General features: G+C 75.6%; 9 protein-coding genes. 5 read left to right on the forward strand and 4 right to left on the reverse strand.

The features are described 5' to 3' along the window. Window positions 1–11 precede the first annotated feature (11 nt). The 5 genes from ACFHW0_RS05785 to ACFHW0_RS05805 all read left to right on the forward strand — a co-directional run bounded on the left by ACFHW0_RS05785 (window position 12) and on the right by ACFHW0_RS05805 (window position 9,441). Complete coding sequence (locus ACFHW0_RS05785; protein WP_416605949.1) at window positions 12–3,605, forward strand: ATP-dependent helicase; 3,594 nt, start codon at window positions 12–14, stop codon at window positions 3,603–3,605. 50 nt (window positions 3,606–3,655) lie between these two features. Then, complete coding sequence (locus tag ACFHW0_RS05790) at window positions 3,656–7,111, forward strand: ATP-dependent helicase (protein ID WP_416605950.1); 3,456 nt, start codon at window positions 3,656–3,658, stop codon at window positions 7,109–7,111. Between the two features lie 205 nt (window positions 7,112–7,316). Continuing rightward, complete coding sequence (locus ACFHW0_RS05795) at window positions 7,317–7,520, forward strand: cold-shock protein (protein WP_007464836.1); 204 nt, start codon at window positions 7,317–7,319, stop codon at window positions 7,518–7,520. A gap of 221 nt (window positions 7,521–7,741) precedes the next feature. Next, window positions 7,742–9,073 (forward strand): DEAD/DEAH box helicase, encoded by a 1,332-nt coding sequence (locus ACFHW0_RS05800; RefSeq protein ID WP_416605952.1) that lies wholly within the window; start codon window positions 7,742–7,744, stop codon window positions 9,071–9,073. A gap of 179 nt (window positions 9,074–9,252) precedes the next feature. Further along, entirely contained in the window at window positions 9,253–9,441 is a 189-nt protein-coding gene (locus ACFHW0_RS05805; protein ID WP_416605953.1) for a hypothetical protein, read from the forward strand. Between the two features lie 49 nt (window positions 9,442–9,490). Here the strand turns inward: ACFHW0_RS05805 and ACFHW0_RS05810 are convergent, their stop codons facing one another. Genes ACFHW0_RS05810 through ACFHW0_RS05825 form a run of 4 tightly spaced genes read right to left on the reverse strand, consistent with a single transcriptional unit; the run spans window position 9,491 to window position 12,656 of the window. Continuing rightward, a complete protein-coding gene (locus ACFHW0_RS05810) occupies window positions 9,491–9,940 on the reverse strand; it encodes an RrF2 family transcriptional regulator (RefSeq protein ID WP_416605954.1) in 450 nt (149 codons plus the stop codon). A gap of 1 nt (window position 9,941) precedes the next feature. Continuing rightward, window positions 9,942–10,826 carry an ABC transporter permease gene (locus ACFHW0_RS05815; RefSeq protein ID WP_416605956.1) on the reverse strand — a complete coding sequence of 295 codons (885 nt, stop codon included), beginning with the start codon at window positions 10,824–10,826 and terminating at the stop codon, window positions 9,942–9,944. Beyond that, a complete protein-coding gene (locus ACFHW0_RS05820) occupies window positions 10,816–11,595 on the reverse strand; it encodes an ABC transporter ATP-binding protein (protein ID WP_416605957.1) in 780 nt (259 codons plus the stop codon). The genes ACFHW0_RS05815 and ACFHW0_RS05820 overlap by 11 nt, the downstream gene beginning before the upstream one ends. Beyond that, entirely contained in the window at window positions 11,592–12,656 is a 1,065-nt protein-coding gene (locus tag ACFHW0_RS05825) for an ABC transporter substrate-binding protein (RefSeq protein ID WP_416605958.1), read from the reverse strand. Before ACFHW0_RS05825 ends, ACFHW0_RS05820 begins: the two co-directional genes overlap by 4 nt. Between the last annotated feature and the right edge of the window lie 26 nt (window positions 12,657–12,682).

Below are 12,682 nucleotides of genomic sequence, written 5' to 3' on the forward strand. Positions count from 1 at the left end.
GGGATGGACGGATGCAGGCGTACCGGCTGGTGCGCCGGCCTGCCGAGGCGGTCCGGGGGGACCAACGGCCCGGCGGGTCGGCCCGGGGGGACGGTCGGTCCGGAGGGCCGGTCGAGGGTGAGCGGCGGTCCGGGGGGCCCGCCGACGGGGGCGCGCACCATGGGGTGGCGCGGCTGACCGATCCGCGCCAGGTCGAGATCGTGGCGCACACCGACGGGCCGATGCTGGTGCTCGGCGGCCCCGGCACGGGCAAGACGGCCACGCTGGTCGAGGCCGTCGCCGCGCGGGTGGCCGAGGGCGTCGACCCGGAACGGATCCTGGTGCTCACCTTCGGCCGCCGGGGCGCCATCGCGCTGCGCCAGCGGATCGAGGCCCGCGTCGCCGAGGACGGGCACCGCGTGCTGCGCGAGCCGCTGGTGCGCACCCTTCCGGCGTACGCCTTCGGGTTGCTGCGCCGGGCCGCGGCCGAGCGTGGCGAGCCGTCCCCCCGGCTGCTCACCGGGCCGGAGCAGGATCTGATCATCCGCGAGCTGCTCGACGTGGTCGGCGAGGCGCCCGACGACGACCCGGTCGGCTGGCCGGAGGACCTGCGCCCCGCGCTGCGCACCCGGGCCTTCGCGGCGCAGCTGCGCGACCTGCTGATGCGCGCCGCCGAGCGGGGCGTCGGCCCCGTCGAGATGGCCCGGCTGGGCGAGAAGCTCGGCCGCGCCGACTGGTTCGCCGCCGCGCGCTTCCTGCGGGAGTACGTGGCCGTGCTCGCCCTGCGCGACGTCAGCAACCGCGGCTCCGTCGCGTACGACCCGGCCGAGCTGGTCCGGGCCGCCACCGGGATGCTGCTCGACGACCCCGACCTGCTCGCGGCCGAGCGCCGGCGGCTGGCGTACGTCTACGTCGACGAGCTGGCCGACACCGACCCCGCCCAGCAGGACCTGCTCGCGACGGTGGCCGGGGGCGGCAAGCCCCTGGTCGCGTTCGCCGACCCGGATTCCTCCACGTACGCGTTCCGGGGCGCGGACCCGGCGGGGGTGACCACGTTCCCGCACCGCTTCCGCACCGCCTCGGGGGCGCCCGCGGCACAGGTCGTGCTCACCGCCTCCTACCGGGCCGGTGCCCGGCTGCTCGCCGCGTCCGGCCGGCTGGCGCGACGGCTGCGCGGCCCGGCGGCGCACCGCCGGCTGCACCCGCTGCCCGACGCGCCGCCCGGCTCGGTCGAAGTACGCACCTTCCGCTCGGCCACCAGCGAGGCGGCCTGGCTGGCGCACGCGCTGCGCGAGGCACACCTGCTCGGCGGCGTGCCCTGGTCGGAGATGGCCGTGCTGGTGCGCTCCACCGGGCGGCAACTGCCCTCGCTGCAACGCGCCCTGCACGCCGCCGGGGTGCCCACCGTCGTGCACGGCGAGGACCTGCCGCTGCACCTGCAACCGGCGGTCGCGCCGCTGCTGCTCCTGCTGCGCTGCGCCCTGGAGCCCGAGCGGCTCGACGAGGAGGCCGCCGTAGCCCTGCTGCACTCGCCGCTCGGCGGCGCCGATCCGCTGGCCGAGCGGCGGCTGCGGCAGGGGTTGCGCGCCCTGGCGCTGGCCGGTGGCGACCGCCGGCCCTCCGGCGAGTTGATCGTGGAGGCGCTGCGCGACCCGGCCGAGCTGGCCGGGATCGAGCGGCACTGGGCGGAGCCGGCGCAGACGGTGGCCGGTCTGCTGGCCGTCGCCCGGGAGGCCGCCGCGCGGCCCGGCGCCACGGCGGAGGACGTGCTCTGGGCGGTCTGGCGGGCCAGCGGGCTCGCCGAGCTGTGGTCCGCGGCGACCGGCCGCGGCCAGACGGTGACCGGCGAGGGCGACGTCGCGCGGCGCCGCCGCGCCGAGGCGGCCGACCGCGACCTCGACGCCGTGATGGTCCTCTTCGACGCGGCGGCCCGGTTCACCGACCGGCTGCCCGGCGCGCGTACGGAGGTCTTCCTCGACCACGTCCTCGGCCAGGACCTGCCGGCCGACACCCTCGCCCCGACCGCCGACCGGGGGGAGGCGGTGCGGCTGCTCACCGCCCACGCCGCGAAGGGGCTGGAGTGGGATCTCGTGGCGGTCGCCGGGGTGCAGGAGGGCGTCTGGCCCGACCTGCGGCTGCGCGGCAGCCTGCTCGGCTCGGAGCGCCTGGTCGACGTGCTCGCCGGTAGGACGGCCGGGGCCGGGGCCGTGGCCGCACTGGTCGGGCAGACCTCGGCGCTGCTCGACGAGGAACGCCGGCTGTTCCACGTCGCGGTCACCCGGGCCCGGCGACGGCTGCTGGTCAGCGCGGTCGCCTCCGCCGCGGTGGGTGGCGACGACCACGAGGAGCAGCCGAGCCGCTTCCTCTACGAGCTGGGCCCGACCGACCCGCCCACCCCGGGCGACGGCCCTGCGTCCCCCGACGGGGGCCCTCCGCTCCCGGGCGACGGCCCTGCGTCCCCCGACGGCGGGTCGGAAGCCGGCGGGCCGGGCACGGGTGGAGCGGCCCCGGCCGGCCCGGGTGCGGCGAGGCCGGACCGGGACGCGCCCCAGCGGCCGGGGGACGACGGTCCCGCCGGAGCCGACGAGGAGACGGACCGGCCGGGGGCGTTGCCGGTGAGCCGGCCGCCCCGGGCGCTGACCCTGCCGGCGCTGGTGGCGGAGTTGCGTACCGCCGTCAGCGACCCGGCCGTGCCCTACGCCCGGCGGCAGGGGGCGGCCGCCGAGCTGGCCCGGCTCGCCGCCGCCGGGGTGGCCGGCGCGCACCCGGACGACTGGTGGGGGCTGCGGCAGCTCTCCGACGACCGCCCGCTGGTCGACGAGGGGGAGCCGGTCCGGGTCACCCCGTCGGCGATGGAGAGCGCCCTGCGGTGCAGCCTGCGCTGGCTGCTGGAGCGGCACGGCGGCAGCCCGCCGGCCAGCGCCGCCCAGGGCGTCGGCAACCTGGTGCACGCCGCCGCGATGCTCGCCGAGGACGCCAGCGCCGACCGGGGAGCCCTGCTGGACTACGTCGCCGCCCGGTTCGACGTCATCGAGCTGGCCGCCCGCTGGATGGTCGGTCCGGAGCGCAACCGCGCCGAGGCGATGGTGGACAAGCTGCTCCGCTGGCTGGCCGCGAACCCGCGCCGGCTGCTCGCCATCGAGCACGAGTTCGCGGTACGCCTCGACGACCCGAACCGGCCGGTCGAGCTGGCCGGCCGGGTGGACCGGCTGGAGGTCGACGAGGACGGCCGGCTGGTCGTCATCGACCTGAAGACCGGCAAGTCCACCGCGGTCACGGCCAACGACCTCGCCGAGCACCCGCAGCTCGGCGCCTACCAGGCGGCGGTGGAGGCGGGAGCCTTCGCCGACTTCGGCGACGAGTCCGGCGGCGCGGCCCTGGTGCAGCTCGGCACGGGCGCGAAGGACGCGAAGGAGCAGAGCCAACCGCCGGCGGGGGAGGGCCCGGAGGCCGGCTGGGCGACCGCGCTGGTGCGGCGCACCGCGGATACGATGGCTGCCGCCACCTTCGCCGCGGTCGCCAACTCCAAGTGCCGGGTCTGCCCGGTGCGTACGAGCTGCCCGGTGTCGGGGCAGGGCCGCCAGGTGGTCGAGCCGCCGACCGCCCGCCGCCCGGAGCACCCGTGAGCGCGAGGAGTGAGCTTGCGAGCCCCGCAGTCGCGAACTGAGCTGGCACAGTGACGCAGCCCGCCCTGTTCAGCAGCGCGACCCCGGCGCCCCGGGTCGCCGACGCCGGCCCCCGGTACACCCCGGTGGAGCTGGCGAAGCTGCTGCGGCTGCCCGCGCCGACCCGGGAACAGGCGGCGATCATCGCCGCCCCCGTCGAGCCGCTGCTGGTGGTCGCGGGCGCCGGGTCGGGCAAGACCGAGACGATGGCCGCCCGGGTGGTCTGGCTGGTCGCCAACTCGTACGTGCGGCCGGAGCAGGTGCTCGGGCTCACCTTCACCCGCAAGGCCGCCGGGGAGCTGGCGCACCGGGTGCGTACCCGGCTCGACCAGTTGGTGCGCCGGCTCGGGCGGCGGGGGCGCGACCCGCTCGACGACCCGCTGGCCGGGGAGCCGACCGTCTCCACCTACCACTCGTACGCCGGCCGGATCGTCACCGAGCACGGGCTGCGGGCCGGCTACGAGCCGTCCACCCGCCTGCTCACCGAGGCGTCCCGCTGGCAGCTCGTCGACCTGCTGGTGCGCAACTACGACGGCGACATGTCCGAGGTGGACCGGATGCCGAGCACGGTCACCGACGCGGTGCTGGCGCTCGCCGGGGAGCTGGACGAGCACCTGGTCGATCCGGACGCGCTGGCCGCGTGGACGGGCCGCTTCTTCGCCGAGGTGCAGGCGCGCCCCGGCCGGGTCTACGCCGACGTGCGGAAGGCGCTGCAACTCCAGCAGACCCGGCTGAAGCTGCTTCCGCTGGTGCGCGCGTACGCCCGGCGCAAGGAGGACTTCGAGGCGATGGACTTCGCCGACCAGCTCGCCCGGGCGGCCCGGGTGGCCCGGGACCACCCGGGGGTCGGCGCGATCGAGCGCGACCGCTACCGGGTGGTGCTGCTCGACGAGTACCAGGACACCAGCCACGCCCAGGTGGTGCTGCTCAACGCGCTCTTCGGCGGCGGGCACCCGGTGACGGCCGTCGGCGACCCGTGCCAGTCGATCTACGGCTGGCGCGGGGCGAGCGCCGGCACCCTGGACCGCTTCCCCACGGAGTTCGCCCGCGTCGGCGGCGCGCCGGCCGAGGTGCTCAGCCTCACCACGAGCTGGCGCAACCGACCCGAGATCCTCGGCGTCGCCAACGCCCTGGCCACCCCGCTGCGGGCCGCCGGCGCCCGGGTGCCGGAGCTGCGGGCGGCGATGAGCGTCAAGGAGCCCGTCCCGCACCGCAGCGCCCGCGGCGCCGCCGGCGGCACCGTCCACTGCGCCCTGCTGCGGACGTACGCCGACGAGGCCGACTGGATCGCCGACAGCGTGCTGCACGCCTGGCGCGGCGCTGCGGGGATGCCCGGCGTGCTGCCCGAGCACATCCCGGTGCCGCTGCGGCCCACGACCGCCGTGCTCGTACGGCTGCGCAGCCAGATCCCGGCGATCGAGTCGGCGCTGCGCGAGCGCGGCCTGCCGGTCGAGGTGGTGGGCCTCGGCGGCCTGCTGGACACCCCCGAGGTGCGCGACGTGGTGTGCACGCTGCGGGTGCTGGCCGACCCGACGGACGGGGCCGCGCTGCTGCGGCTGCTGACCGGCGCCCGCTGGCGGATCGGGCCCCGTGACCTGGTGGCCCTGCACCGCCGGGCGAAGTCCATCGCGGCGGCCCGACGCAGGCTCGCCGACGACGGCACCCCGGAGATCAGCCCGGACCTACTGGACGAGGCGACCCTGGTCGAGGCGCTGGCCGACCTGGGGCCGGCCCAGGCGTACTCGGCGGAGGGCTACGCGCGGCTGCGGGCGTACGCCCGGGAGCTGGGCCTGCTGCGCTACCGGCTGGACCAGTCGCTGCCGGAGCTGATCGCCGACATCGAGCGGACGATCGGCCTGGACGTGGAGGTGGCGGTGCGGGCCGGCCGGGACGGGGCCGGGGACGCCGGCCTGGCGCGGGGCCACCTGGACGCGCTCGGCGACGTCGCCGCCCGCTTCAGCGGGGAGACGCCGGGCGCCACCCTGTCGGGCTTCCTGGCCTACCTGACCGCCGCCGAGGACGAGGAGCGCGGCCTCACGCCGGGCGAGGTGGAGGTGGTCGAGGGCGCGGTGCAGATCCTCACCGCGCACGCCGCGAAGGGCCTGGAGTGGGACGTGGTCGCGGTGGCCGGGCTGAGCCGGGGCGTCTGGCCGGGGCCGGTGCGCAACTCCGACCACTGGCTCGGCGGGCTGGGCGTGCTGCCGTTCCCGCTGCGCGGCGATGCCGACGGGCTGCCCGAGCTGGGCCTGGCCGAGGCCGAGGACCAGCGGGGGGTGGCCCGGGCGCTGGAGGACTTCACCGACGCGTGGCGGGCGCACGACGAGCGGGAGGAGCGCCGGCTGGCGTACGTGGCGGTGACCCGGCCCCGGCGGCTGCTGCTCTGCTCCGGCTACTGGTGGGGGGAGGGCACCAAACGGCCGCGCGGCCCGTCGGTGCTGCTGCGGGAGGTGCACGACGCCTGCCTGGACGCCCGCGCCGGGCACCTGGTCGACGAGTGGGCGCCGGAGCCGCCGGGCGACGCGGTCAACCCGACCACGGAGGTGGTGCTGCGCGCCGAGTGGCCGGCCGACCCGCTGGGCGCCCGCCGGCCGGCGCTGGCCGAGGCGGCAGCCCTGGTCCGCCGCTTCCTCGCCGACGGCGACTCGACCGGGCGGGCCGGGCGCCCGCCGGCCGTCGGCGACTCGGCCGGGCGACCGCCGGGCGACGGCGACGACACCGACGGCGAGCGTCCGGACGGGCCGGCCGACGACGCGGACGTGGCGCGGTGGCGGCGGGAGGCCGATCTGCTGCTCGCCGAGCGGGCCGAGCTGACCCGGCAGTCCGGCGCGGTCGAGGTGGCGCTGCCCGGCCAGCTCTCGGTGACCCAGTTGGTGGCGCTGCGCCGGGATCCGGCGGCGCTGGCCCGCGCGCTGCGCCGCCCGGTGCCCACCGAACCCAATCCGTACGCCCGCCGGGGCACCGCCTTCCACACCTGGCTGGAGCAGCGGTTCGGCGCCGACCGGCTGCTCGACCTGGACGAGCTGCCGGGTGCGGCCGACGCGGACGCGGCGCCGGACGAGGCGTTGGCCGAGCTCCAGGAGCGCTTCCTGGCCAGCGAGTGGGCCGAGCGGGTGCCGGTCGAGGTGGAGGTGCCCTTCGCCACAGTGATCGCCGGAGTGGTGGTCCGGGGGCGGATGGACGCCGTCTTCGCCCGGCCGGGCGGGCGGTTCGACGTGGTCGACTGGAAGACCGGCCGGCAACCCGCGGGCGCCGCCGCCGAGGTGGCCGCCGTGCAGCTCGCGGTCTACCGGCTGGCCTGGGCGGAGCTGGCCGGCGTGCCGGTGGAGCGGGTCGGCGCGGCGTTCCACTACGTGCGGGACGGGGTCACGGTCCGCCCGACGGACCTGCTCGACGCGGACGGGCTGACCGCGCTGATCGCCTCCGTACCGGAAATTCCGGCAGACGGTGGTGCCGGGCCGAATCCGTGATAGGTTGGTCGCGTTGCAGTTATGGTTCCCAGAGACTCTGTGTGCGCCTGGAGGATTGTGGCCCAGGCGCTCTTTGTTGTGTCCGGAGTTCTCCGGGCGGGGCGACCAGAAGCGACAAGCGAGCCAGGCAGTTCCGCGTGGCGCGCTCCTCTTCGAGCCCGCAACAAGTGCGGGTTCGACGTTCCGTCAAGGAGACGAAACAAAAATGGCTATTGGCACCGTCAAGTGGTTCAACGCTGACAAGGGCTTCGGCTTCATCACCCCGGACGGCGGCGGCGCCGACGTCTTCGCCCACTTCTCGGCGATCCAGTCCTCCGGCTACCGGAGCCTGGACGAGAACCAGCGGGTCGAGTTCGAGGTGACCCAGGGCCAGAAGGGCCCGCAGGCGGAGAACATCCGTCCGCTCTGATCTTCGGATCTTCAGGTAACACCCACCGCGCCCTCCGGGCGCGGTGACGGGACCGGCCCGCCGCACCGTCGACCTGCGTGAGCAGGCGGCGAACGGCGGCGGGCCGGGGCCCGTACCCCTTTCGGTTCGTGCTTGTGAGTCACCCGCGGCCTGGTCCGCCGGTGACAGCGCCGCCTCCGGCGCCCTCCCTCGACACGTGCCGCGTCGAGGAAGGCTTCTGCATGACCACCGTCGTACCCTCGTTCGCCCTCACCGGGCTGGCCCCGGCGCTGCTCGCCGAGCTGACCGCCCAGGGCATCACCGAGCCGTTCCCGATCCAGTCGGCGACGCTGCCGGACTCGCTCGCCGGCCGGGACGTGCTCGGCCGGGGCCGCACCGGCTCCGGCAAGACGCTCGCCTTCGGGCTTCCCCTGCTGTCCCGCACCGCCGGCCGCCGGGCCCGGCCGGGCCGACCGCTGGCCCTGGTGCTGGTGCCGACCCGCGAGCTGGCCCAGCAGGTCACCGCCGCGCTCGACCCGTACGCCCGCGCCGTCGGCCTGCGCTGCGCCACCGTCGTCGGCGGGCTCTCGCTGCAACGCCAGGCGGACGCCCTGCGCGCCGGCGCCGAGCTGGTCGTGGCCACCCCCGGCCGGCTGCACGACCTGATCAACCGCGGCGACGCCCGGCTGGACCAGGTCGGCATCACCGTGCTCGACGAGGCCGACCAGATGGCCGACATGGGCTTCCTGCCGCAGGTCACCAAGCTGCTGGAGCAGGTCGCCCCGAACGGGCAGCGGATGCTCTTCTCGGCCACCCTCGACGGCGGCGTGGACAAGCTGGTGCGCCGCTTCCTCAGCAACCCGGTCTCGCACTCGGTGGACCCGGGCACCGCCACGGTGACCGCGATGACCCACCACGTGCTGCACGTCGACGCGGTGGACAAGCCCACCGCGCTGACCTGGATCGCCGCCCGCGAGGGCCGCACCATCCTGTTCATGGGCACCAAGCACCGCGCCGACCGGCTCGCCCGCCAGTTGCTGTCCAAGGGGGTACGCGCGGCCGCGCTGCACGGCGGCAAGTCGCAGCCGCAGCGCACCCGGATCCTGGAGCAGTTCCGCACCGGGCAGGTGACGGCGCTGGTCGCCACCGACGTGGCGGCCCGGGGCATCCACGTCGACGGGCTCGACATGGTGGTCAACGTGGATCCGCCCACCGAGGCGAAGGACTACCTGCACCGTGGTGGGCGTACCGCCCGGGCGGGGGAGTCCGGCACGGTGGTCACCCTGGTCCTGCCGGAGCAGCGCCGGGACGTGTCCCGGCTGATGTCGACCGCCGGCATCCGTCCCGAGTCCGTCCAGGTGCGCCCCGGCGACGAGGCCCTGGCCCGGGTGACCGGTGCCCGGGAGCCGTCCGGCGTGCCGGTGACGATCGCACCGCCCCCGCCGCAGGCCGCCTCCGCGGGTTCCGCCGGCGGCCGGTCGGGTGGACGCGCCGGTGAGGGTGGCCGGGCTCCGCACCGCGCCTCGGGGCGGCCCCGCCGCTCGCGCCGCCCCCGCGCCCCGCACGCCTCCTGACCGACCCTTCACGTTCCGCTCCTCCCACCGGCTCCGGGCACCCGTGCCCGGAGCCGGTGGCTGCGTCTGGAATCAGCGGACGTTACGTCCGATCGGCGACTGTTTCCGCCGCCGGGGGTGGTGAAAGCTGAGGACGGGGGAAGATCCGGGCGGGACCGCCCGGCGTGGGAGGGGTGACCATGGTGGGCGACGCCGGCTCGGGCGCGGCGCGGGAACTGTTGCTGGTGCTCGCGGTGGCGCTGGCCGGGCTGCTGCTCGCCGTGGTCGCGGTGTTCACGCCGTGGCACGCCACCCCGGACGGGGCCGCGCCGGCCGCTCCGGTCGAGCTTCGCAGCCCGACGGAGCGGCCGGTGGCCACCGTCGGCTGACCGTCACCGGGGCCCCGGCTGCCCGTCGGCCGGACGAGCCGGTGCGCGGTCAGCGGGCGCGGGTCTCCCCGGCACCGGCCGGAGAGTTTTCCGCCCCCAGCAGGTCGGCGAGGGTGGTCCGGTCGACCACCAGGGCGATCGCGCCGTGGACGGCCAGCCAGACGTCCCGCAGGCCGGTCGCCACACCCGCGTAGCCGGCCCGCTCGGCCGGCAGCCCGCGGACGGTCGTCAGGGAGCCGCCGATCGCGCGGAGCACGTCGCCGACGCTGATCTCCACCGCGGGGCGGGCCAGGGCGTACCCGCCCTCGGTGCCCCGGTGACTCACCAGCAGACCGGCCCGGTGCAGGTCGACCAGGATGCCCTGGAGAAAGCTCAGCGGGATGCCCTGGCTGTCGGCCAGCGTCCCCGCCTTGACCAGCCCGCCGCCGCCGACCCGGGTCGTGGCGGCGACGGCGAGCATGGCCCGGAGCGCGTAGTCACTGCGCGCGGAGACGTACACGTCACTGACCCGCCTGCTCCAGCACGCCCCACCGACGCCGGATCGCCTTGTCCGCCGCCCCGAACGCGGCGTCGACCACCAGGCCCAGCAGCAGGATCACGATCATCGTGGAGATCAGCCAGGGTGAGTCGGAGAGTTCCCGCGAGTAGGTCAGCTGCGCGCCCAGCGAGGTCTGCGAGATGCCGACCACGATCAGCTCGCCGGCCATCAGGCTGCGCCAGGAGAACGCCCAGCCCTGCTTGAGACCGGCCACGATGGCCGGCAGCGCGGCCGGCGCGATGACGTACCGGTACAGGTTCAGTCCCCGGGCGCCGAGGTTGCGGCCGGCGCGCAGCAGCAGCGGCGGCACGTAGTCCACGCCGGCGATCACGCCGTTGGCGATGGACGGCGCGGCGCCGAGCACCACCACGAAGAAGATGGCCTTCTCGCTCAGCTCGAACAGCAGGATCGCCAGCGGGAACCAGGCGATCGACGGCATCGTCTGCAACGCGGTGATCATCGAGCCGATCGCGGCCCGCAGGATCCGCGACCGGGCCACCGCGAGGCCGAGCAGCAGGCCGACGGCGACCGAGAAGAGGTAGCCGAGGGCGGCCCGGCGCAGGGTGGTGACCAGCCCCTCCCAGAGCTGAACGCCGCTGACCTGCCGGAGCAGCTCCTGCCCCACTGCCACCGGGCCCGGCAACGAGTACTCGGGTTTCCAGCCGGTCCAGACCACGACCTGCCAGGCGCCGACGGCGAGGGCGAGGGCGGCCAGCTTCGGCCAGCTCGCCGCCCAGAGCCGGCTGGCCCGGGTGCGGCTGTTCTCCCGACCGGCCAGCTCCAGGGCGTCCAGCCCGGAGATCTCCGCGTCGGTACGCGGGACGACGGCGAGGGTGTCACCGGCCATGGCGGCCCACCTCCGTACGCAGGCGGCCGGTGACCTCGGCGGCGATCGCGGCGACCTCGGGGGAGTCGATGCGGCGCGGCCGGGGCACGTCGACCGGAGTGGACCAGATGATCCGGCCGGGCCGGCTGGAGAGCAGGATGATCCGGTCGGCGAGCCGGGCCGCCTCGCGGACGTTGTGCGTCACGAAGAGCACGGTGAGCCGCCGCTCGGTCCAGATCCGTTCCAGCTCGTCGTGCAGGATGTCCCGGGTCATCGCGTCCAGCGCGCCGAACGGCTCGTCCATCAGCAGCACCGGCGTGTCCAGGGCGAGGGTGCGGGCCAGCGCCACCCGTTGGCGCATGCCGCCGGACAGCTCGTGCGGGCGCTTGCGGCCGAAGTCGGCCAGGTGCACCGTGCCGAGCAGCCCGGCGACCCGGTCCCGCCGCGCGGCCCGGGGCAGCCCGCGCAGCTTCAGCGGCACCTCGACGTTGCCCTCGACGGTCAGCCAGGGGAAGAGGGCGGGCTCCTGGAACATCAGTCCCGGCTCGACGCCCTCGTCGAGGGTGACCCGCCCGCCGCTGGTCCGGTCGAGGCCGGCGACCAGGTTGAGCAGGGTGCTCTTGCCGCAGCCGGAGGCCCCGACCAGGCAGACGAACTCGCCGGGCGCGACGTCGAGGGAGACCCCGTCCAGGGCGACGACGGCGTTGGGCCCGCGCCCGTACACCTTGGAGACGCCGTGCAGTGCGACCGAGCCGGTCGCGCTGCGTGGCGTCGTCGTGGTCGACGTCATGGTTGGCCGACCTCGGGCCTGCCCTGGTCCTTGAGCACCTCGTTGAGGTGGGTGAGGTCGTAGAGGCCGTCGAGGCTCACCGGCTGGGTCAGCCCGACCGCGACGGCGTGGTCGAGCCCGGTCTTCAGCGACGAGGCGATCGGGTCGTTGGTGAACTCCAGCGTCGGCCAGGCCTGCTTGATCAGCTTGAGGTCGAGCGGCTTGCCGCTGATCTTCCCGATGTGGTCGGAGATGGCCTGGTGCGCCTCGTCCGGCCTGCCGTTGACGAACTCGTTCGCGGCCACCTGGCCCTCGACCAGCTTCTTCACCACGTCGGGGTGGGCCTTGAGGAACCTGGTGCTGACGATCAGGTTGGTGATGACGAACTTGCGGTCCGGCCAGAGGTCGCGCTCGTCGACGAGCACCTTGCCGCCGGCGTTGACCAGCCGGGACACGAACGGCTCGGGCACCCAGGCGCCGTCGATGGCCCCGCTGTTGAACGTCTCCACCGTCTGGGCGTTCTCCTGCGGGATGATCTTGACGTCGCCGCCGCCCTCCTTGGTCGTCGTGAGGCCCTTCTCCTTGAGCCAGTGGCGGATGGCCACGTCCTGGGTGTTGCCCAGCTGCGGGGTGGCGATCTTGCGGCCCCGGAGCTGTTCCACCGAGGTGATCTCGGGTTTGACGACGAGCGCGACGCCGCCGGAGGCCGCGCCGGAGATGACCCGGACGGCCTCGCCCTTCGACTTCGAGAAGGCGTTCACGGTCGGGTTCGGCCCGATGTACGTGGCGTCGAGCGCGCCGGAGAAGATCGCCTCGATGGCGGCGGGACCGGCGTTGAAGGTCTTCGTCTCCAGCTTGACGTCGCCGCCGAGCTTCTCGGCGAAGATGCCCTTCTCCACGCCGACCACGGCCGGGGCATGGGTGATGTTGGGGAAGTAGCCGAGCCGCAGCGTCGTCGGGCCGGAGCCGCCGCCCGCGCCCTCGCTGTCGTCGCCGCAGGCGGCGGCGGTGCCCAGGGTCGCCACGCCGACGACGGCGAGGGTGGCCAGGGAGATCCACCGACGCATGGGGAGCCGTCTCATCGTCCATCCAATCCGCAGTATTCCTA

This window comes from Micromonospora sp. LOL_025 (assembly GCF_048060285.1).
Classification (GTDB): Bacteria; Actinomycetota; Actinomycetes; order Mycobacteriales; family Micromonosporaceae; genus Micromonospora.